This window comes from Paenibacillus sp. plas6 (assembly GCF_057221655.1).
On record NZ_CM170151.1, the window covers coordinates 966,709 to 989,971 of the forward strand.

Consider the following 23,263-nt stretch of genomic DNA (forward strand, 5'->3'; position numbering starts at 1 on the left):
TCATTTTTTCGGTATTCTAGGTAGTTAAGCCTCTCCAATAAAACGCTGTTGCAAGCTGCTATTGCGCTCAGTATGCTTAAAATTAGTGACGGCATGCTTTATAGCAGAATCCTGACCAATGACGCAAACAAATTGCTGCGCTCTCGTATAACCTGTATAAAAAATGCTATTGTTTAGCATATGACGATGCTCGTCCAAGACGATGATAATAACCGCCTTCCATTGTGATCCTTGCGACTTATGAATCGTCATCGCATAACAATGATCCAGTTCATCCAACCCATCGCGATATTTAACGAAGCCGTCCTCATAGCGTACGACAACAACGGGAGTTTCTCCTTGTTCAGTTGTTTCAAGATAGATTTCTTCAATTACGCCACATTCACCATTCGTTATTCCTAATAGCTGCTTATTTTCAATATAGCTCCCCTGCTCGTTCTTACTATACCAAACCTTATTGTAGTTATTTACAGTATGGATGACTTTATCACCGGTCATAAAATAAAGCGTTAGCTGCTCACTCTCTGCGTGAATGCCTGCTTTCTCTTCATTTGATAGTTGCTTCTCTGTTAACTGTTTCGTAAATTTACAGTTTTCAAGCTTTAAGCCGTCCACATTTTTATTAAAATGCTGCTGAATCAACCAATTTAGCACATAAGTACCGCCTTCACCTTTTCGCTGAGGACAAAGCACCTGAATCTCATCTAAAGAAAAACGATAAGCTTTCATTAAACGCTCCATTGAGCGCAGCAAAATTGAATGTATGTTCACAGCATCGGGTTGAGTAATTATAAATGCATCACCAGTTGCAGCTTGTTTTTCAGGAATTTCTCCCGCTATTATTTTGTTGGCATTGGCGACAATCCCTGAGTCTTTGCCTTGCCGCTTTACCACATCTAGCGTAACGACAGGAATAACCTCGCATGCAATCAGATCGTGCAGAACATTTCCTGCCCCAATGCTCGGCAACTGCTTTGTATCTCCCAGCAAAATCACTTTGCAATGCTTTGGCAATACGCAAAAAAGCTGACTTGCAAGCATAATATCTAGCATTGAGCTTTCATCTATGACCACGCAATCTACTGGAAGCGGGTTCTGCTCATTAAATTCAAAGCCTCTCTCTGGACTATAGCTTAAACCGCGATGAATTGTTGTGCATGCTCGGCCAGTTGCTTTTGCGGCAACTTTCGCTGCCTTGCCTGTCGGAGCGAAAATGCGCACTTGGAATGGCAAGTTTAACGACTCATATTGCTGCTCCAGCACATCAAGAATAATGTTAAGTGTAAATGTTTTTCCGCAGCCTGCACTGCCATTAAGGATATAAATGCCTCCGCTTTGCTCAGTAAAGCTAGTTACCGCTTGAAGCTGTTTTGCTTCAAGCTTTAACCCTTTTTCTGCTAAATAAGCGCTTATTCTTGCTTGGGCGGATGGGAACTGTTGGGCAGGATGCAGTAATATTTGCAAAATTTGTCGCGCCAGCTTTAGTTCTGCTCGATAGAGCTTAGGAGAATAAATGCGCTCCGCTTCCCTAATTAGTTTTCCTTGCTCAATACATTCCGTTAGAAGAGTATCTAATTGACTTAGCGAAAAAGAAAGACCTTTATTACCAGTCGCAATAGATTTCATTGATACGCTGGGCAATTCTAATAATTCCTTTAGTCTTTGAAGCAATATGCTCCGTTCAAGAAAACAGTGACCATCGTAAGAAGCTTCACGCAATAGATAACCAATTGCTGCAAGCTGACGGCTTTTAGCTGTCATATCTAGACCAAGCTCCATTGCTATTGCATCGCAACGACGAAATCCATAACCCCTTACTAGTTTGCTAAGCAAATAAGGATTTTGCTCAATAAGCTGATCTACCTCATTTCCCAGCTCTGAAATAAGCTTTTTCGCAGCATTCAGACTAATACCCCAGCCTTGCAAACGTGCCAGCAGCTCCGCATTGCCGCCAAGCTGATCCAATTGTCTAGACCAATGCTCTGCTTGCTTTAGACTAACTCCTGATATTTCTTCTGCAACAATTTGTGGCTTATGCTTAACCATTTCCAGCGTATGTTCCTTGTACCGCTCAACTAATGTATAGGCTCGTTTATCTAAGCCATCTAAGCTTTGCAAAAGCAGCACAATTCCTTCTAGCGTTAATGGTCGAGTGGCTCGAATAGAGGAAAGATGAATTTGTTTACCCTCTTTATATAAAACAACCTTGCCCTCAATGTTGTAAGTTAATCCTTTTTTTAAGCGATGCGGCAAGGTCCCATTAATTACATAGAAATGCTTATCTTCCTCTTGACATACATATGCTCCGTAATGCGAATCGTCGTCATAATAGAGCTCTTCATAGATACAAGACTCTCGCTTAACGATCTCATCCACTTCCATCGCCTTCAGCCACTTTGGCATCAGTTTATGAAGACGACTTATCGAATGTACCATCAACTTCCCCCTTAATTGACTAGTTTTTTTTGTAAATGAGTGACAGTTATTTGGATATTACTCCTTGCGGAAGAAGAATTCACCCCATAGAAATGCTCCCTTTATAGCTGAGGAAATTCTTTTCCCTACGCTATACGGGAGCTTTTATTGTCAAAATTTATACGTTCCGCTATCCTTACTGTTCTTTAACCATCTTATTCGTAAGTGCGCCAAGCTTTTCAATTTCAATTGTTACAATATCACCATCACGCAGCCAGTCAAACTGAGGTTTCTTATGTGCGATTTGTCCGTCAAAGCCGTTAAACACTACACCCTCTGGTGTTCCTGTAATAATCAAATCACCGGGCTGTAAAGTCATATACTGAGAAATATAGCTTATAATATCGCGGCAATTAAAAATCATATCCGACGTATTCGAGCGTTGACGCACTTCTCCATTCACTTTGCAAAGGATTTCCAGCTTATTCGGATCACCTACCTCATCGCTGCTAACGAGATAAGGTCCAACTGGACAGAACTTATCACAGCTTTTGCCAAGCAACCATTGATTAGTACGGAATTGCAGATCTCTTGCTGATAGATCATTTGCATTACAATAGCCTAATACGTAATCAAGCGCAGTTTCTGGCGTAACCTCCTTCGCAGTTTTGCCAATGACAATGCCTAGCTCCGCTTCATAGTCCACTTGCTCACTATTAAAAGGCAAAGGAATGTCCTCTCCATGTGCAGCAATTGCGTTACTGAATTTATTGAATAATATTGGATATTTCGGTATCGGCATATTTGACTCTTCAGCATGCTTACGATAATTCGTACCTACGCAAATAATTTTGCTCGGCTTATAAACAACTGGACCATATTGAATTTCAGTTTCCAAGCGCCAAAGCCCTTTATCCTCAACCAACAGCTTTTCGTTTTGCTGCAAGTATTGCTGTAAAGCTAAAAGCGCTTCATTGCCTCGTGACATCAATTGTTCGATTGAAACAGGAATATTGATTGAAGTTTTGCAAGCTTCACTTGCTTTACGTATATCCAATACTCCTTGTTCTGTTCGCACGCCAAGCTGCAATCCATCCTCATAATAGGTTAAAATTTTCATCTATCGATCCGTCCTTTTCATTTCCATTTGTACATCTCATTCTATTATACAACTCTAATAGATAACTCTGAAATTTAAACAAACATATCGTTTCTTTTGCTGTTTCTTTTAGGGGCCAAGCAATAAACTAAGTCTGAATAGTAATAAAACTAAGAAAGAGAGGTATGCATCTATGTCTAGCAAATTCAAAAAGCTCGTAGCTTTGCCCCTCGCACTGCTACTCGTGCTAGCGCTTATTTCTCCTAGTTTTCTTACATCACAAGTGGCAAACGCAGCACCAGAAATTCCACAGGAATGGAAATTTAACATGGGACATCCTGGAGGACCGACGGATGGCATGGAAGATTGGATTACACTTTATCCAAGCACGTCAGCCTATTCGTCTGAAAATGGCTATGGTGTGGTGAATACGACAAGCGTAGATTCACGCAATAGAAATCAAGCTGGTTTAACTCCGTTAGAAAATCAATTTTTTCTTGGAGCTGCGGGATTTCGCGTTGATATTCCAGACGGTAAATATTTAGTTACTATTTATTCAGGCGATCCTACCAGCTCAGGCACAACAAACTTAAATATTTCTGTTGACGGGGAAAGTAAAGGAAGAATTAGTTCCAAAGCAACAGTTAACTCCTTATCTTTTGAATACGTTGCAACACAGGGCTACATTCAACTGGATTTTTCGACTAACAATTTATTAGTCCTTAATGGAATTGTTATTACAGAAATTGTTCCTGAAGTACCCGAGCCGCCAACCTCGCTCACAGCAAGTGCTACCTCACAAGCAATTACATTAAGCTGGGAGCCAAGCAGCACTGAAGACGTTACGTACACGGTATACCGCTCACTAAGTGGAGAAAACAACTACGATGCGATTGCTACAGAACTGTCCCAGTTGACTTATCAAGATACTGCGGCAGAATTTGGCAACAGCTATGACTATTATGTTGTTGCTGTTAAAGATAGTGTAGCTTCTGAGCCTAGTGACATCGTTACTTCAAGCTTGCAAGCGGTTACAGTGACACCTCAAGCTCCCGCTTCATTAACTGTACGCAATGTCAATATTTCGGGTGTTACTCTGCAATGGAGTGCCAGTGAACTAAGTGACAGCTACAATGTTTACCGTTCCGATTTAGCTGATGGACAATTTACTTTGATTGCTAGCGGTCTCACTGCTCTTACCTATGTCGACACTACCGCTGATACATCCATTGTTAATTATTATAAAGTTACTGCAGTTAACAGTGTAGGCGAATCAGAAGCTTCACCAGTTGCAGCTAGCAGCATTTATACGCCTCCTGCTCAACTGCCTGAAAGCTTTCCATATCGTTTTGATTTTGGGCTTGTTGAAGCTGCACCTAATGCAATCCAGGTTGATGATCATGCAGTATACAGTGAGCAAATCGGTTATGGATTCGCAGATGCTGATAATGTGACATGGGGTAACAATAATGATGCGGATCCGCTATACAATGACTTTGCAATTCCTGATGCCAATGCTGTATTTAAGGTTGATCTGCCAAATGGTGATTACCGCATCTCAATTATTGCAGGAGATTCACAAACAGCTTCCCAAACTGGCGTAATTGCTGAAAGCATTCAAAAGGTGCAAATTCCAGAAGCTGCTGCGGCCGGCTACATGGAACGTACTTTTGATATTGCGCTTGTTGATGGTCAATTGAATATAAGTTTTAACGGCAATGCTCCTAAAATCAATGCAATTACAATTGATAAACTGCCGGAACGTCAACCGGGACTTAAACCGACAGTTTATATAGCTGGTGACTCGACCGTACAAACTTATGATGAATATTGGAAGCCTGAGGCTGGCTGGGGTCAAATGATTAATCGCTTCTTTACCGATGATGTTGCTTTTGACAATCATGCCATCGGCGGACGAAGCAGTAAAACATTTATAACAGAGGGCAGATTAGATACGATATTGCGCAAAATTCAGCCCGGTGACTATTTCCTCATTCAGTTCGGCCATAACGATGCTACCATTACCGTTCCAGAACGTTATGCATCTGTGCCAGATTATAAGGAGTACTTAAAAACTTATGTTAACGGTGCCCGCCAACGCGGAGCTGAACCTATTCTAGTTACTCCAGTTGGTCGCCGTTCTTATAATTTTGAAACAGGGAAATTTAACGTCAGCTTCCCAGAATATGTTCAAGGAATGAAGGAAGTCGCTGCTGAGCTGGACGTTAAACTTGTTGATTTAAGTGCACTTAGTATTGCGTTCTATGATGAAATTGGTTATGAGGCAACTCGTTCTGTCTTCCTATATACTGACCCAGGCGTTTACAGTGCTTGGCCGAACGGCAGTACTGACGATACACATTTCCAAGAATACGGTGCAATTCAGCTTGCTAGATTAGTTGCTGGGGCAATTAAAGAACTGAATATATCTATTTCACAATATGTTATTTCTGTGCAAGCGCCAGAAACTGTACCTGCCGCACCAACGAATATTATCGTAAGCAGCATTAGTAATGCAGGAGCTACGATAAGCTGGAACGCTGTAGAAGGTGCTGACATTTACAAAGTATATCGAAAAGCTGAAAGTGACGAGCAGTTCAGTCTAGTTACCACCTCTACGACACCGCTAGTCAGCATTTCAGGATTGAGTGATGGTACAAACTACAGCATCTACGTAACAGCTGTTAATGCAAAAGGTGAGTCTGAGCCTTCACAAATTACCACATTCCGCACGAAGTCAGCAGATTACAAATTTGACTTTCAGGGACACCCTGATTTTACAAATGGCGGAACAAATGCAGAAGGCTATACTATTGTAAACCTTGGTAATTCAGCAGAAACCTCAACCACTTACAATGAAGAGCGTGGATACGGATTATTTTACGATTCCGGCATGATTTCTCGTAACCGTGGTTATGGCAGTTATGCTGGTCAATTACCGACCAATGTACTCGATGCCCTGCGTGATTGGATTGGCTACTTTAATGTAGGCTGGCAATTTAGAGTGGATGTGCCTAACGGCATTTATGCAATTAAACTTTATGTTGGTGATTTTAGCGGCAGTGCTCGCACAAATTTAGCGATTAATGGTATCAACTATGGTGCCGTTAATGCAGCGAACTCCAGCTATACGGAACGGGTCATTAGCAATATTAAAGTGACTGATGGCCATTTATTGTTCCACTTTACTGGTTCAACGGGAATTGCCAATGCACTTGAAATTACAACGATTTTAGTTGCACCGAAAAATTTACAATTAACAGAAACTTCTCTTGATATTAATAATCCGTCTATTCATTTAGCATGGGATGAAGCTGCCGATGTCTCTAAGTATAGAATCTATCGTCAAATTGAAGGTTCCTCGCTCCGTCAACTTGTGGCAGAAACTGAAGAAACATCATGGCAAGATACCGATGTTATTGTAGGGGCAAGTTACCTATATTCTGTCTCTGCAGTAGATGCTGGCGGTGTTGAATCCGTTCGCTCTAATGAATTACTTGTAAATCTATATGATGAAAGTAATGGAACGATTGATGCTCCGCAAAATCTAAACGTAGCAGATATTCATAAAAATGATGTAACGCTTACTTGGGATGAAGTAGAAGGTGCTCACGCCTATGCAATCTATCGTTCTGAAAGCATGGATGGCCCATATGAGCTTGTAGGCTTTGCTAATGCCCCATCATTTACAGATACAACTGTACTAACAACAATCGCCTATTATTTCAAAGTAAAAACGCTCCATAATGGTGTACCATCTGAACTATCTGAAGCTCTAGAAACACCTGCAGTAACCACATTGCTGCGTCAAATGGAAGCGCTCGATCGCGGAATTGTTGCTATTAATACGGAAGAAGGGGTATTTGTTAGCTGGAGATTACTAGGTACTGATCCAAGCTCGATCGCCTTCCATCTGTATCGTGATGGGGAACGCATTACATCCCAGCCAATAACAGACAGCACAAACTATCTTGATAAAAATGGATCGCTCGATGCTGTTTATGCTGTTGCTGCAGTAATAGATGGGCTTGAACAACCTGCGTATGATTCTGCAACAGTATGGGCTGAGCAATATATTGACATTCCACTTAATAAACCTGAAGATGGCGTAACTCCGCTCGGCGATCCATACACTTACAGTGCAAATGACGCTAGTGTAGCTGATTTAGATGGTGATGGTCAGTACGAAATTATCGTCAAATGGAATCCGTCAAATGCGAAAGATAACTCACAAGCAGGCTATACAGGCAACGTATATATCGATGCTTACGAATTTAGCGGTGAACAGCTATGGCGTATCGATCTAGGTCATAATATTCGTGCAGGGGCACACTATACGCAATACATGGTTTATGATTTTGATGGCGATGGCAAAGCTGAAATCGCGATGAAAACTTCTGACGGCACAGTTGATGGTGTAGGCAATGTAATTGGCGATCATACAAAAGATTATCGTAATTCCAGCGGTTACGTCTTAATAGGCAATGAGTATTTAACAATGTTCGATGGATTAACAGGGGCAGCTATTGATACAGTCGACTATGAGCCTCCTCGCGGTGTCGTAGCTGATTGGGGCGATTCCTATGGAAATCGCGTAGACCGCTTTGCTGCTGCTGTTGCTTATCTTGATGGAGAGCAACCTAGCCTAATTATGGCTCGCGGAGTTTATACTCGAATCGCTATAGTCGCCTATACTTTCAAAAATGGTAAGTTAACTCAGCAATGGAAATTCGATACGATTGACGAAGGGAATAATGTTTATGAAGGTCAAGGATATCACAGCTTAAGTGTTGCTGATGTTGATTTTGATGGCAAGGATGAAATCATATACGGTCAACTTGTAATTGACGATAACGGTAAAGTTCTTCATAGCACGGGCTTAGGACATGGAGACGCGTTGCATGTCAGCGACTTTGTGCCAGAACGTGAAGGTCTTGAAATTTTCGCAGTACAAGAGCATGCTGATGCTCCTTATGGCTATGACTTACGCGATGCTCGCACAGGGGAAATTTTATGGGGGGTGTATACTGGTATCGATACAGGTCGCGGACTAATCGCCGATGTCGATCCACGTTACCCTGGTGCAGAGGCCTGGGCAATTGATGGAGAATGGAATAGCCGTACTGGCGGAATTCATAATGCAACAACCGGTGAAAAAATCGGTAACTCAATCCCTACTAGCAACTTTGCTATTTGGTGGGATGGCGACCTATTGAGTGAGCTTCTTGACCATGACTATGATGAAACAATCGGAGCGGGACCGGGTGTAATTGATAAATGGGATTACGAAAATATGCAATTGCAACGAATTTTAACGGCTAATGGCACGCTCTCTAATAATGGCACAAAAGGTACTCCATCGTTACAGGGTGATTTGCTAGGAGACTGGCGTGAAGAAGTATTGTGGAGAACTGAGGATAGTTCGGCATTAAGACTATATACAACTACAGATGTTACAGAACATCGTATCTTTACATTAATGCATGATCCACAATATCGACTAGCAATTGCTTGGCAAAACGTAGCATACAATCAACCGCCACATCCAAGCTTCTTTATTGGTGTAGGGATGTCTACACCACAGCAGCCAAATATTTATGTAAATGAAATCCTTGCTACGGATGTGTCAATACAAAGTGAAAACTCCGAACTAGTTGTTGGAGGCTCATTACAGCTAAAAGCTATCATCACTCCTGCATCTGCTACGATGAAACAAGTACAATGGAGCGTAACAGATATTGATGGCGGTCATACGGATTTAGCTTCCATAAGCGAGGATGGAGTTTTGACTGCGCTAAAACCTGGCAAGGTGAAAGTCATTGCTACAACACTCGATGGTTCAAATTTAAGAGATGAGCTAATAATTACGATTAAGCCAATTGTTGTAGAAAGCATCAAAATTACTAGCACTAGCTCTGTAGTAAGACTCGGCAATAAAGTACAACTGTCAGCAATTATCGCACCAGATAACGCGAGCAATAAAGCTGTAAGCTGGTCAGTAACGACACTTGACGGAAAAACTACAAGCATTGCTGCTATTAATCAAAACGGCTTATTAGATACAATAGCACTAGGTCAAGTCAAAGTGATCGCTTCAGCAGTCGATGGTTCGAATGTAACTGCGGAAACTATTATTACAATTATAGATAGCGGAACAAGTTCAAATGATAATCCGCCTGCTAGCACACCGCAGCCGACAACTGAGCCTAATCCTGCTAATGTACCAATCGTGCTAGAAGTTACGAAAAATAAGGATGGCATTGCAGAAGCAGTTATTACTGCTGAGCTTCTAAAACAGCTTGATTCTGGACAGCAAACTGTAACTATTAATTTACCAAGCGACAGCAATGAACAATTACTGCTAACCTTGTCCCCAGAAGCGTTGGAGCAATGGCATCACATGAATAGAAATTATATTGAATTTATTACTCCTTTAGGCAACATTAAGCTAAACTCTGCATTTGCCGGCAGTGATAAAGACAAAGCTAGCTTACAAGTATTGCTTGAAAATAAAGCTGCACCTTCTGATGTAGCTACTGAAACTGGCAGCTCGAGCGTGCTTGAAGTAAAAGTATTACGTAATGGAGAAGCTGCAGACCATTTAGCTGGCAATATAACGATTACTCTGCCGCAGTCAGTGGAAAAACGTGATGACAATACTTTATGGGTTGTTTATTACATTGATGAAGACGGCAGCTTAACGCCTGTGAAAAATAGCCGCTTAACAGCGGACAACAAGCTTGTTTTCAAAGCAAGTGAAGTTGGTCAATACGTTGTTGGCTATGCTAAAGTCAACTTATCTGATGTAACGAAAGCACCTTGGGCTGCAGAAGCAATCCACACATTAGCTGCTAGAGGCATTATTACAGGTTATAGTGACGGAAGCTTCAAACCTGAAAATCCTATTACACGTGCAGAATTTATTAAGCTGTTGCTTGAAGCTGCAGAGCTAATGCAAACTGATGCTGAAAGCACATTTAGCGATGTAAATCCGACAAACTGGTTCTATCATGTCGCAGCTACCGCAGAGCAATTAGGGTTAGTTACTGGAAAAACTGACGATCGATTTGCTGGAAATGATCTCATTACAAGAGAAGAAATGGCGGTTATCGCTTATCGCTTCATACAATACTTGAAGCTTTCTCTAACGGTGCAAGAGACTTCTCCGTTCAATGATATTGATCAAGTTGCTTCTTACGCTAAAGGAGCCGTAACCGCAATGCAGCAAAATGGTATTCTTCAAGGTAATGGGGCAAACCGCTTCAATCCTAAGCAAAATGCTTCACGTGGTGAAGCAGCGGTAATAATTTACCGTTTATGGCAACTATTCGAATAAGTTCTCAACTCCCCCCCTTATTATAGTTGAGGCACGAAAAAAGGCTGGGACCTGCTTAAAATGTACCCAATAAGATGGACACTTGAAAAAGGTTATCTTATTGGGTCTTTTTTTGATTATAATGAACAAAACAACAATCGGAGCCGATGAATATGAGCAAACAATTATTTACAAGAAAACAACAGGAACAATTAAGACAAAATCCTTATGTAAAAAGAGTTAGCGAAAAAGCAATTACGTATACGGACGCATTTAAGCAGTTATTTATTCACGAGTATGAGCAAGGGAAACTCCCCTCTCAAATTTTTGAAGAAGCTGGGTTTGATGCAGAAGTGTTAGGGATGACACGTATCTGGAAGGCCTCTAGTCGTTGGCGTGCAGCTTATAAGGATAACGGAGTAGCAGGATTAGAGGATACACGTAAATATAGTTCTGGTCGTCCATTAGAGCGTGAGTTAAGCATCGAAGAGAAATATGCACGTTTAGAGGCGAAGATGAAATTAGTACAAGCAGAGAATGAACTATTAAAAAAGCTCGATCAACTAGAAAGGCAGATGATGAAAAAGAAATCCTATTAAGTACCAGTCAAAAATTTCAACTCATTCATCAGATTATTGAGAAATATCAATTAAAACGACTTGCTAGCTATCTTTGTAAACTCACAGGCGTATCACGTTCAGGTTATTATGGTTATTTCAAAGAAGAGGCAGTACGCAATCGGAGAAAACGTGAGGAAGCCGATATGAAATTGAAAGCGATCATTCTAAAAGCCTATCGTTTCCGCAATCGAAACAAAGGGGCACGTCAAATTAAAATGACGTTAGAAAATCAATATCAGATTATATTTAACTTAAAACGAATTCGTCGTATTATGAAAAAATTTTCAATCATATGTCCGATTCGAAAGGCTAATCCATATCGAAGAATGGCGAAAGCAACAAAGGAACATCGAACATGTCCAAACCTGCTACAACGTCATTTTAAGCAAGGGGTAGCAGGAAAAGTATTATTAACGGACATTACCTATTTAACGTACAAATACGGAAAACGTGCCTATTTGTCTACCATAAAAGATGCTGTAACAAATGAAATTTTAGCCTATGAAGTATCCGATAAAATCACTTTAGATATTGCAATCAACACGCTCCAAAAACTGAAGTTAAAACATCGTCATTTAACCAAAGATGCTTTTATTCATTCCGATCAAGGTATGCACTATACGCATCCTAAATTTCAAAAGTTGGTAAAGAAAATGAAGTTAGGTCAATCGATGTCACGTAGAGGGAATTGTTGGGATAATGCCCCACAAGAATCCTTCTTTGGACATCTCAAAGATGAAACAAGGATTAGTCATTGTGAAACGTTAGACGAGGTTAAACAAGAAATTAAGGACTATATGATCTATTACAATTACTATCGTGGTCAGTGGAATTTAAAAAAGCTGCCGCCTGCAAAATACAGACAGCAGCTAGAACAAGTCGTCTAACCTTTTAATAATTGTCCTTTACAGAGGGTACATTTTAGCTTACGTCCCAGCCTCTTTTATTCAAGCTAAAATTTTCGATTGTTTAGTATTAAGCGAATAAATCCACTGTGCAGCCTGCTTTAATCTCTAGTGGCTCGTTATCTACACTTATCCATACATCTAACGCTGTTGGATTGTAAATCACACTGCAATCCATTGTAAAGCGTAATGATTGTAAAGCCTTCATATAAGCAACGATTTCTGCATTAGTCGCATACCATATATCATTGCGCCCTGCAATTTTTTCTCCGAATTGCTGCACAAGCTCCCAGTTATTGTCATGATCAAATTCAAAGCTATGACCCCATACATATAAAAGCGCCATTTGCGTTTTGCGATAAGTGAACTCCAGAAACTTTTCAGCATACTCCACCATTTGCTTATGATGACAAGTGGGATGCCACTCCAACCAGTTTTGTGGCATATGAAATTGTCCATGACTCGCTACAGTGCGAGCATACTCAATGCCAAGTGCTTGAAGTTGCTGAATTACACTTGTATTGTATGTACCATATGGATAACTCATCCCTCGAATTGGATAGCGCACAAGCGATTCTAGCGCTTGGCGATCCTGTACGACTTGATATATGACCTGCTCCTGCGGAGACTGCTCAAGAAACGGATGATGTGTTGTATGAATAGACACCTCGTGTCCCTGATACAATGTTGCTACCTCACTAGCTTCAATGTAGCCATCTTTGTCGAAATTACCACTATTCAAATGAAATGTACCCTTCAGCCCGTATCCATTAAGCAATTCGACTAATTTGCGATCAAATTCCCTGCCATCATCAAAGCTTAACGTAACTCCCTTCGTTAAGCCACCTGGAAAACGATTGAATAAAATGTTCATTATCTTAACCCCCACCATTTTAAACGTATTGTAAAAACTTTATATATATAATTGAGGGTTTTCCTTGATATATAAGTCTCGGAAAGCAAAAAACTTGCCACCCCCATAGTTTTAGGTTAAAAGTAAGGTTACCACACCGAACACTTAATCCCAAACAACTAGGAAGTGACAAGTTTGTATCCTCAATTATTAACCTATTTACTTGAATTTATCAAGTACCAAGATCAAATTATTAAAACTTTACTTACTCTTCTTATCGGTAAAAACATGTTTGATAAACCTAAAGAAGAGCCAATCAATAAACCATATCGTAAGCTTCAGGTGGATGATCTTCCGATCAACGAAACTCTTCAGAAGCTTGATTATCGAATCCTTCTAACAGAATACCTAGAGAAAAACGGTAAACATCTAAAGCCTGTTCAAAGGCGTTTGAATGCAAAGACGACTGTACCTAAATCTATGAACTGTCCGAAGTGTGGTGCTCCATCGGATTATCTTTATGCCAATAATGGGGGCAAAGGACAGTATCAATGTAAGGTATGTTCCTGTCTGTTTAATGATAAGAGCCGCTATTTGAAAGAGGCCATTTTAAAGTGTCCTCATTGTTCTAAGACTCTTGAAAAAATCAAAGAGCGAAAAGACTTTAACGTGTTCAAGTGTAAAAATAATGATTGTCCCTATTACCAAAAGAAACTAAATGGTATGTCTTCGAAAGAGAAGAGACAGTTTAAAAAAGATCCTCAATCCTTTAAGTTAAGATACATTTTCCGGCAGTTTCACATCGATTTTCAGCCATTGTCTAAGTCTTCCCCCAAAAAGCCCAAGGTTGATTTATCCAGGCTGTATGCGTCGCCACATACTTTGGGGCTCATTTTAACCTATCATGTCAACTATGGACTTTCGGCCCGTAAAACAGCTGCACTCATGAAAGATGTACATGGGGTAAGCATATCGCATCAAAGTATTTTAAATTATGAGAATGCAGTTGCCCTAATACTTAAGCCTTACGTAGATTATTATCCCTACGAACTTTCTGACCAGTTCTGTGGAGACGAAACCTACATCAAGGTGAATGGGCGTTGGCATTACTTGTTTTTCTTCTTTGATGCGGTAAAAAAGATTATTTTGTCTTACCCAGTATCGCCAAATCGGGATACAGTGTCAGCAATCCGTGCCATTGATGATGTCTTAATGAAACTGAAAGAGATTCCTAAAGATCTTACATTTGTGGTGGATGGCAATCCGATTTATCTCTTAGCTCAGCACTTTTTCGCTCAACACGATATTCAGTTCGACATCAAGCAGGTTATTGGACTTACCAATGAAGATCCTGTGTCAACGGAGTATAGGCATCTCAAACAAGTTATCGAAAGACTAAATCGCACATTTAAAGGCAATTATCGTTCAACACACGGGTTTGGATCCGAACAAGGATCTGTTTCTTTTGTGACCCTGTTTGTAGCTTACTTTAACTTTTTAAGGCCTCATTCTGCATTAGAAGGTAAGGTGCCAGTGCTTAATCCAGAGTTACTGCAGCTCCCGAATATGCCTGCGAGATGGACTAAACTGATCGCTTTAGCACAACAATGGATTAACGAACAACAACCAGCCTAACTTTTTGGTTTAGCAGAGCCCGAAGTAAAAACGAGCAATCGGCGGAGCGAACTCTTGACAAACCGAACTAGCCAATGGTTTAAAATGGAAAAACCAAGGGCTATTTAGCATGCCTTCTTTTTGTCCCCGTCGCCCTTGTTAAAGTAGAGTCAAACCATTGGCGTGTTTGTCAAGAGCGATTGCGTGGCCTTTCCACCCAACAAATGGGAGACGACCCGAACACCTATTGAGTTTTCATAGAACTTTTGACACTACCATTTTAAAAAATACTATTTAAGTATCCTACAATGTAGGCTGCCTGCAGCTTTCTTATTTCCTCATGATAATGTACATGGTCAAAATAGGCCTCTTTACCGAATGTGCAAGTGAATGTATACAAATCAATGACTGGAATATGATGCATAGCCATAATCTCATCTGCACAAGCATTATATGCTACAACATCGTTATGAAATCTTAAAAAAGGAGCTGAGCTATCTCGATTATGTATTTCCTCTACTACATCTGTTGTGCGAATCCATATGAATGTACGTGACATTTCTTGTGCTAAGGCAACGATTTTTTCAAGATTTTGCCGATATTGCTCAATTGGGATTTGCTTTTGCATCGAATGTGAATCTGTTCTTATATCATGCAGTCCACAATTAACTAGCAGCACGTCATATTTTATACCTTTGCTTTTCTCCTCCATCAAATAAGAGAGAACCATGCTGCTGTCTCCGCCGTTCGCACCAACTGGCTTATCTAAATCAACTAAAGCCTCAGCTTCCCCTCGTTTACGATCATATGTAAAAGTACCGCTTGTCATGTTTTTTACATACGGTCCATATTGAATAGAAATACTGTCCCCAAGAAAAAACAAGCTTCTCATTTTATAGTAGCTCCTCAAATCAACAGACTAACAATTAATACTTTACCTTAAGATGAAGTCATAATCGTCTTATTTTTTTGCGAGTTTTTCAAAATAATTGCAAATTTTGTACTTGCTTATTACAGATCCTGCTGCTTAATCCTAATGAAAATATCTTTCGTTAATTTATTGTAATATACGTTGCTTTAATTGAGTAGTATCTCTCATTAAAGCCTCTACACTTTAATTAAGCATTGTTAATTATATATTGAAATAAAATCGCAAAACTATTCGAATCAGTTCATCTAACTCTGCCCAAAAATAAGTCAGTTAGTATAAACAAATAACAATGAAAACAATAGCATTTGAATTTATTTTTATGTTACAATAGTAGTTAGAGCTAAACTTATGAATCATAAGCACCATACAATTTGTGCAAATATGAATGCTTAGACAGATAGGAAAGGAACTAAATGTATGAAGAAAATTCTAAGTTATATTGGAGTCATTCTTGGAGGTATTATAGCAGCTTACGGACTTGAAGCTGTCCTCATTCCCAATCACGTATCAGATGGTGGAGTAACCGGTTTAGGAATCGTCGGTTCACAACTTTTTAATCTTCCGCTTTCCTTATTTTTAGTGATATTCAATATTCCATTCCTATTTTTAGGATATAAGCAAATTGGTAAAACCTTCTGTATTAAATCATTTATTGGTATCGCCTCTCTTTCCATTGGTGCTATGGTCATGCATCATATTCCTACATTAATTTCTGGTGATTCTTTGCTTGTTACCGTATTTGGTGGTATTATCATCGGATTTGGTATGGGATTAGCTTTGCGTAATGGTGGCGCATTGGATGGTATTGATATGTTAGCAGTTTTATTGTCGAAAAGACTGCCATTTAGCACAGGTGATATTATCCTTGCTCTGAATGTGATTGTCTTTGCAATAGTATCCACTGTATTTGGTCTTAAGGGTGCTTTGTTATCAGGGATAGCATATTATGTTGCAAAAACAGTTATTGAATTAGTTGAAGTAGGTCTTAGCTCAAGCGTTACAGTTACGATTATTACTAAAAATCATGAAGAATTGGTGGAAGCTATTCGAGATCGTTTAGGCCGCTCAGTTACATTATCTGAGGTAACAGGTGGATTTTCTGGCGATAAGCTAACTTCCGTTACATGCGTTATTACTCGCTTAGAAGAAAGTAAAATTAAAGATATTATCAATGATTTTGATAAATCTGCTTTCTATACCTTTACTGATGTCGCTGAAGTTAAAGGCGGTTCATTTAAGAAACATGATATTCACTAATTTCATATGAACGAGTAATATTTAAGCAAAAAGCACCGAATAGCAAATGATAATCACTGGCTTTCGGTGCTTTTTGCATGTATGAAAAGCTCTTTATCCGGTTGTAATAACAAAAGAACCTTAATGCACCATAGAAATTGGTCATTAAGGTTCTAACTTCTTATAAGCTATTTAGATTTTATAAGCTTTCATTGCTTTGCGCAGCTCTTTGAAGCTTGGGCGTTTACCATACATTAGTACACCGGTACGATAGATTTTTGCAGATATATAAACGGCTATATAAATGGATACAAGCAGAATTCCTAATGAAATGAGTACTTCCCAAGTTGCAATATTCGTTAATCCAACACGCAGCATCATTACAAATGGTGAGAATAACGGAATATAGCTGCAAACTTTAACTAGCATGCTATCAGGTGTAGAAATGCTAAATATTGCAATGTAGAAGCCCGCCAAGGAAATAAACGTCATTGGCATTACTGCCGAACCAAGATCCTCTGTTCTGCTTACGATAGAGCCTAGGGCAGCATATAATGTTGCAAATAAGAAGAAACCTAGCAAGAAGTAGAGAACTGCAAAGATAAGAACCATTGGGTCAATACTAGATAAATCAATATTAAAGCTTTCTAGCAAATCTGCATTATGCGGTAAAGCAATATTTACAAGTGCAATTCCGATATATGCAGCAAGCTGAATAATGACGATCAAAAACATCCCCATGATTTTACCAAACATGCTTGTTAACGGAGACACGCTAGTAATTAATACTTCCATAACGCGAGAGCTTTTTTCAGCTGTTACCTCAGAAGCAATTAACTGACCAGAAATCATAACAGCCATAAACAAGAAGATAATTAGGAAGTAAACAATTCCCATATTTACGCCTTGCTCTGCCGCAGATTTTGCTTCAGCCTCATCCCCTGCTGCTACAGAGCTTTTAATTTGCACAGATTCAACCAAAATAGGAGCTTGTAGTTGCTTTAGCTGTGCTTCAGTTAAGCCAGCGTTCGCTAGTATATTATTTTGACGAATAATCTCTAATACTGATTCAAGTTGTGAAGCAACTGAATGATCTAGCAGCTTTTCACTTTTTACTGTGATGCTTGGAAAACCGCTATCTGTGACATCGCCAAACTCTAAGTAACTATTTAGCTCGCCATTACTTAATGCTTTTCTTAATACATTTTCATCTGCAGTCGCATCACCTGTGCTAGGATAAGCTTTAAATTGAAGTGTGCTTCCTTCAATCGCTGCAAAATATTGCTGAAGCTGCTGAGCTGTTGCACTGCCAAGTGAATTTTCAGCCTGTACATAACCTATTATTTTCATTCCATCCCCATCATCTTGAAACTTTGAAATGATATAAGGAATGTTTACTACAACAGAAATAATAAGCATAAACACAAGTGTGCTAATAATAAATGACTTCGTTTTAAGCTTATTCAAAACTGTAAAGCGAACAACTGTACCGAAATTATTCATTACGTTCACCAACCGATCTAATAAAGATTTCATTTAATGTAGGTTCCTTCACTTGAAAATGCTCAATCTCACTTTGCGTCATCGCATGTGACAATATTTTTGGCGCTACATTTTCATCAGCGATAATAATTTCAAGACCATTTTCATGACGATGAATCTCTTTAACGCCAGAAATGCTTTCTAACCCTGTTACTTCACTCTTTGTTTGCAGAAACACTTTTTCTTTTGGAAATTGCTTTTTAATTTCTTTAACACTGCCTTTTAACACTTCTTTTGAGCGATGCAATATCGTAATGTTACGGCAAAGCTCTTCTACATGCTCCATACGATGCGTAGAGAACACAATGCTGGCACCTTTATCTCGCAGCTCTTTCACAGTTTCTTTTAATAGTTCAACATTTACTGGATCAAGTCCGCTAAACGCTTCGTCCATAATAATAAATTGTGGATTATGAATAATTGCTGAAATAAATTGGATTTTTTGCTGATTCCCTTTGGATAGCTCTTCAACACGCTTATTGTAGTTTTCTGGCACCTCGAAACGCTCAAGCCAGTATTTTAAGCTGCGGTCAGCCTCCTTAGCAGACATTCCTTTAAGCTGAGCTAAGTAAATAAGTTGATCGCAAACCTTTATTTTTGGATACAAGCCGCGTTCCTCTGGCAAGTAACCGATATTTTTCAGCAGCTCATTGCTATATGCTTTGCCATTATATTTAATTTCGCCTTGGTCAGGATAAATCAGTCCAAGAATCATTCGCATAGTTGTTGTTTTTCCTGCACCGTTGGCGCCAAGCAAACCATAGATTTCACCTTTGTCCACTTCAAACTGTACTCCACTTACTGCAGTTTTATCTGCATAATGCTTCACCACATTGTTAACTACTAACGGTTTCACAACTCTCCCACCTTTATCATAATTAATAACTACTTCGCAAAATTTCTGACTTTCTTAACATGCTGAAATAATATTTCATCAAGCTCCAAAAGCTTATTGCTATGAACGACAACTGGCTGTTGTTTTAACCAGCTTTCTGCTTCAAATGCTTTGGAGCTAATGACCTCATAGAATCCATTGCTGACAAGCTTATGTTCGCAATAACCTGGTAAATCAGTAATAGAAAAGGCTTGCTCGGCTGAGACTTCGATAAAAAACGTTGACCAGCTTTGCAGCAGTTCATCTTTTTCATACGTTCCTATTAACTGACCATCTACTAAAAATACGATATAATCGGCTAAACGTTTTACTTCATCAATAATATGAGTAGCAATTAATATAGTATGTTGTTCATTCTCCATATACTGATGTAATACTTCAATCATTGTTTTCCAAGCTATTGGATCAAGCCCAGAGGATGGCTCATCTAGCATTAAAAGCTTCGGATGATGAGCCATTGCTAACGATAAATCAAACTTGCGGCGTGTTCCTTTAGACATTTTTTTCAGTGGTAAATCATCTCTTGTTTCTAAATTTGAGAGTAGCCGCTGATAAGTATCGTTATTCCAATTGCGATACCATTTCCCATGAAATCTCGCTTTTTGATAGCCCTTCAAATGCCGATCGAAAACCGTTGCATCTTCTTGCAGGTAGCCAATTTGCTGTTTTAGCTCATCATCATTTTGCTGACTAAGTTGATGATTAAGCACTTGAATATTCCCTTGCTGAGGCTTAATCGTATTCATAATCATCTGAAACAGTGTGCTTTTTCCAGAGCCATTCGGCCCAACAATAGCAGTTACATACCCTGTAGGAATAGACAAATTCAGCGGTCCTAATGTAAAGTGTTCTCTTGCTAGCGTCACATCGTTAAGCACGATAGCTGGTTCTTCCATCTATTTTCTTCTCCTCTCCAACCTCATTTGTCATAATTCTTAAGCTTTTCTTGGATTAACTGCTCAAGCTTCTGCTTATCACATTGAACTCGCTTGGCTGCCTCCAACAATTGATCAATAGCTTCTATCACTACTCCTAGACGATGTTCTTCTCTCGACTCATCCTCTACATGCGACACATAGGTACCAGTTCCTTGCCTTGTTCTTAATAACCCTTCATTTTCTAAATCACTATACACACGCTTAATGGTGATGACACTGCATTTAAGCTGTGAGGCGAGTTCTCGGATCGAAGGCAGCAATGTACCAGCTTGTAATGTCCCACTAATGATGAGTGAGCGAAGCTGAACTTCAATTTGATAATACAGTGGCTCTGCACTTTGCTCGTTTATGTCGATCGGTAGCCTCATTCTTTATCACCTGCTTTATCTCTTACAGTATATTTCGTTCTCTTAATTTTTTATCAATCAGTATATATGCCAGAAAGAATGTTGCAACGATCATCACAACACTTGCAATACCAATCGTCCATGGAGCTTTCTGAACTTCTTCATATAGCTTTTCTATAAAGGAAAACTTAAATAAAACAGTATATCCCGTTACAATTGCGATTATCACAAATGGCTTTATCCAGCAATACAAAATATATATTTTATATGACTTGCACATTTCAACAAATAAATACATGATGTTTAAAAGGTAAGTCACTGCATAAAACGATAATCCATGCAAAATAAATGCCAGCAAATTCATTTCGATTTCATCGTATTTAACCATTATTAAACCCGTAATAAAATAAAAGATAATAACAGATATTAAACTGGTTATGGTTGTTAGCATTAATCTTGCCCAAACGATTTGGTCAATTTTGATGGGTAACGTGCGCCAATATTGCAGTCGGTCCGAAATTAAATCTCTTTTTAATCCAAATCCATAAAGCGAACTGACACAAAGTCCTGTTACTGAAAACATTACCAAACTAATGAAATCTAACATAAACAAAGAAACTTCCTCTGTTTTTGTAATAAATGCTTCATACTCTGAATGGGTAAAGATAATTGAATAAGCAATTATAATAAACATCGCTAAGTTTTTCCATTTTGCATTGCGAATTTCATTCAATATTAAGTAACTTACAGCTTGCCAATAGCTCATTTTTTCACTCCACCCTTCATTCTGTAACAAAAACATCTACTATATTTAAATCAGCAAGGTGTACATACTGTATATACTGTGTATATCTATATACACAGTATATACACAGTAGTTTTCACTGTCAATATGAATTTGGAAAAAATTTCGTACTCATCCCAATATAGCTAGTCTAAAAACAACAAAAAGGCTAGCTCCCTCCTTACGGAAACAGCTAACCTTTTTAGTTATAACTTCTTCTATTATTGTCTAAATAAAGCATCAATAAATGGCTCTGTATGTCCACCTGGATATAAAAGATATAACAGTATGTAGACGGTAATCCCTGTTATTGCTGTAATAAACCAAACTATAGCAGTTACGCGACCTAATTTGCGGTGCTTATTAAATTTTTGGCGATAACCGAGCACCAACGTTGTAATCCCAAAAACTGCGGCAACAGTTGCCAATATAATATGAAAAAATAAAAAAATTAAATAAATGCTTTTTAACCCTTCAGGCCCGCCCCAAGTTGTATTTCCTACAAATATTGTACGTGAAGCATAAATGAGAAAGAAAATAATCGCGGTTATCGCTGCCCATAGCATCGTTTTCTGATGAGCATCACGCTTCTTTTTAATGATTTGTCGCCAGCCAACTGCAACAAGCGTTGCACTAAGGGCAATAAAAAAAGTGCTAATCGCTGGCAAGATTTCAAATTCGCTCATATTTCTTCTATCTCCTCCTACAATCAAGGTTGGTATAAGTTTGACAGCTTATTTATGTTCAATTGCTAGGGCGTCACGAAGCAGCTTCTCGTCAATCTCTTTCTGCTTATGTTCACGAGAAAACCACTCGCGAAATACTTTTACAAGTATGACCCCATATGTGAACTCTTGCAGCAACTTCATAATAATCCCGCCAGCCTGTTGATCCTCAAGCACGGTAAAGGAGGTGAAAAATTGTGGTCCTCCGTATTCTTGTAATAAATAACTAGTATCGCCAGATATACAATAGCCCATAGCTTTAACCCAAACTACAGGATCGTTGTAAATTCCATAAAGCGGCTCACCTGAAAATATAATTAACGCACACGCTGGTGTTAGTAATACTCCATTAGCAAAAATATAAGCCATTTTCATCACAGGAGTCAGTTTCTTAGCTTGTTCAATTGGTGTAATTACATTCCACCACATCATAAACGCAGCAGCTAATAACAATACATAGTATAAACGATGAATAGCAAAATTGGTCATGACATAATCGTGAACTACAGGAATATGGTACACCGAAAACATCATATTAAATAGAATCAACGTAACGATGGGATGCATAAGAAATTTAAGCTTGCTCCAAAAAGCTGCCGAAAATGCTCTTTTCCAAACAAAAGCCGGAACCGATGCAAGCACCATCGGAGGGGCTATTAAATATAGCAAAGCCATATTAGTCATATGGAAAGAAAACATAATATGTCCCAGCAGACTAAGAGGTCCCTCAAATGCTGCATAAAAAATAGCGACAGCGAAAATAAACAACAGCTTTTTGCCTAAAGATACTCGTTGCTCATTAGGGAAGTGCTTTTCACGCCAAGGACCAACAATATATAAATAGCCAATGACAATAAAAATCATTGCAAATAAAAACATTGGACTCCATACTGCTTCAAATGAAAAATATTGCAAGCCTAACATGGTGTAACTCCTTTCTTATGCATCCATATTACGATTGTTAGCAACTTAATCAGCATGATTGCTCTGCTCATATAGAATAAGGGGAGCCATTTAGGACTCCCCAATGTTAATTAAGCATGT

15 protein-coding genes are annotated in these 23,263 nt (G+C 39.1%); 4 read left to right on the forward strand and 11 right to left on the reverse strand.

Annotated features, from left to right (window positions below; genetic code table 11):
• Positions 1 to 24: 24 nt before the first annotated feature.
• Positions 25 to 2,436, reverse strand: a complete 2,412-nt coding sequence (gene recD2, locus AC2TDL_RS04460; RefSeq protein ID WP_484698985.1) for an SF1B family DNA helicase RecD2 — start codon at positions 2,434 to 2,436, stop codon at positions 25 to 27.
• Positions 2,437 to 2,611: 175 nt separating this feature from the next.
• Positions 2,612 to 3,535, reverse strand: coding sequence for a fumarylacetoacetate hydrolase family protein (locus AC2TDL_RS04465; protein ID WP_484698986.1), 924 nt, complete (start codon positions 3,533 to 3,535; stop codon positions 2,612 to 2,614).
• A 172-nt stretch (positions 3,536 to 3,707) separates the two neighbouring features.
• On the opposite strand from AC2TDL_RS04465, the gene AC2TDL_RS04470 reads away from it, so the two are divergent.
• Both AC2TDL_RS04470 and AC2TDL_RS04475 read left to right on the forward strand, forming a co-directional pair.
• Positions 3,708 to 10,850 carry a rhamnogalacturonan lyase family protein gene (locus AC2TDL_RS04470; RefSeq protein WP_484698987.1) on the forward strand — a complete coding sequence of 2,381 codons (7,143 nt, stop codon included), beginning with the start codon at positions 3,708 to 3,710 and terminating at the stop codon, positions 10,848 to 10,850.
• A gap of 152 nt (positions 10,851 to 11,002) precedes the next feature.
• Positions 11,003 to 12,336, forward strand: a protein-coding gene (locus tag AC2TDL_RS04475; protein ID WP_484696053.1) for an IS3 family transposase whose coding sequence is annotated in 2 segments (ribosomal slippage) — positions 11,003 to 11,387 and positions 11,387 to 12,336 — 1,335 coding nt in all. Because the reading frame shifts where the segments join, the coding sequence is not laid out codon by codon here.
• A gap of 88 nt (positions 12,337 to 12,424) precedes the next feature.
• Here the strand turns inward: AC2TDL_RS04475 and AC2TDL_RS04480 are convergent.
• Positions 12,425 to 13,228 carry a polysaccharide deacetylase family protein gene (locus AC2TDL_RS04480; protein ID WP_484698988.1) on the reverse strand — a complete coding sequence of 268 codons (804 nt, stop codon included), beginning with the start codon at positions 13,226 to 13,228 and terminating at the stop codon, positions 12,425 to 12,427.
• Positions 13,229 to 13,402: 174 nt separating this feature from the next.
• Here AC2TDL_RS04480 and AC2TDL_RS04485 point away from each other — a divergent pair, with 174 nt between their 5' ends.
• Complete coding sequence (locus AC2TDL_RS04485) at positions 13,403 to 14,842, forward strand: IS6 family transposase (protein WP_484696056.1); 1,440 nt, start codon at positions 13,403 to 13,405, stop codon at positions 14,840 to 14,842.
• Positions 14,843 to 15,101: 259 nt separating this feature from the next.
• Here AC2TDL_RS04485 and AC2TDL_RS04490 read toward each other — a convergent pair whose 3' ends face one another.
• Entirely contained in the window at positions 15,102 to 15,713 is a 612-nt protein-coding gene (locus AC2TDL_RS04490) for an SGNH/GDSL hydrolase family protein (protein WP_484698989.1), read from the reverse strand.
• Positions 15,714 to 16,169: 456 nt separating this feature from the next.
• On the opposite strand from AC2TDL_RS04490, the gene AC2TDL_RS04495 reads away from it, so the two are divergent.
• Positions 16,170 to 17,009, forward strand: coding sequence for a YitT family protein (locus tag AC2TDL_RS04495; RefSeq protein ID WP_484698990.1), 840 nt, complete (start codon positions 16,170 to 16,172; stop codon positions 17,007 to 17,009).
• Between the two features lie 171 nt (positions 17,010 to 17,180).
• Here the strand turns inward: AC2TDL_RS04495 and AC2TDL_RS04500 are convergent, their stop codons facing one another.
• The 7 genes from AC2TDL_RS04500 to ctaG form a co-directional block, all read right to left on the reverse strand.
• A complete protein-coding gene (locus tag AC2TDL_RS04500; protein WP_484698991.1) occupies positions 17,181 to 18,524 on the reverse strand; it encodes an ABC transporter permease in 1,344 nt (447 codons plus the stop codon).
• Positions 18,484 to 19,386, reverse strand: a complete 903-nt coding sequence (locus tag AC2TDL_RS04505; RefSeq protein WP_484698992.1) for an ABC transporter ATP-binding protein — start codon at positions 19,384 to 19,386, stop codon at positions 18,484 to 18,486. Before AC2TDL_RS04505 ends, AC2TDL_RS04500 begins: the two co-directional genes overlap by 41 nt.
• Positions 19,387 to 19,415: 29 nt before the next feature.
• Positions 19,416 to 20,321: an ABC transporter ATP-binding protein gene (locus tag AC2TDL_RS04510; protein ID WP_484698993.1), complete on the reverse strand. Its 906-nt coding sequence runs from the start codon at positions 20,319 to 20,321 to the stop codon at positions 19,416 to 19,418.
• 23 nt (positions 20,322 to 20,344) lie between these two features.
• The gene (locus tag AC2TDL_RS04515; RefSeq protein WP_484698994.1) at positions 20,345 to 20,731 is read right to left on the reverse strand and encodes a GntR family transcriptional regulator; all 387 of its coding nucleotides are present in this window, start codon (positions 20,729 to 20,731) and stop codon (positions 20,345 to 20,347) included.
• A 22-nt stretch (positions 20,732 to 20,753) separates the two neighbouring features.
• Positions 20,754 to 21,476 (reverse strand): hypothetical protein, encoded by a 723-nt coding sequence (locus tag AC2TDL_RS04520; protein ID WP_484698995.1) that lies wholly within the window; start codon positions 21,474 to 21,476, stop codon positions 20,754 to 20,756.
• A 239-nt stretch (positions 21,477 to 21,715) separates the two neighbouring features.
• The gene (locus AC2TDL_RS04525) at positions 21,716 to 22,180 is read right to left on the reverse strand and encodes a DUF420 domain-containing protein (protein ID WP_484698996.1); all 465 of its coding nucleotides are present in this window, start codon (positions 22,178 to 22,180) and stop codon (positions 21,716 to 21,718) included.
• A gap of 48 nt (positions 22,181 to 22,228) precedes the next feature.
• On the reverse strand, positions 22,229 to 23,143 hold the full coding sequence (gene ctaG, locus AC2TDL_RS04530) for a cytochrome c oxidase assembly factor CtaG (protein ID WP_484698997.1): 915 nt from the start codon (positions 23,141 to 23,143) through the stop codon (positions 22,229 to 22,231).
• Between the last annotated feature and the right edge of the window lie 120 nt (positions 23,144 to 23,263).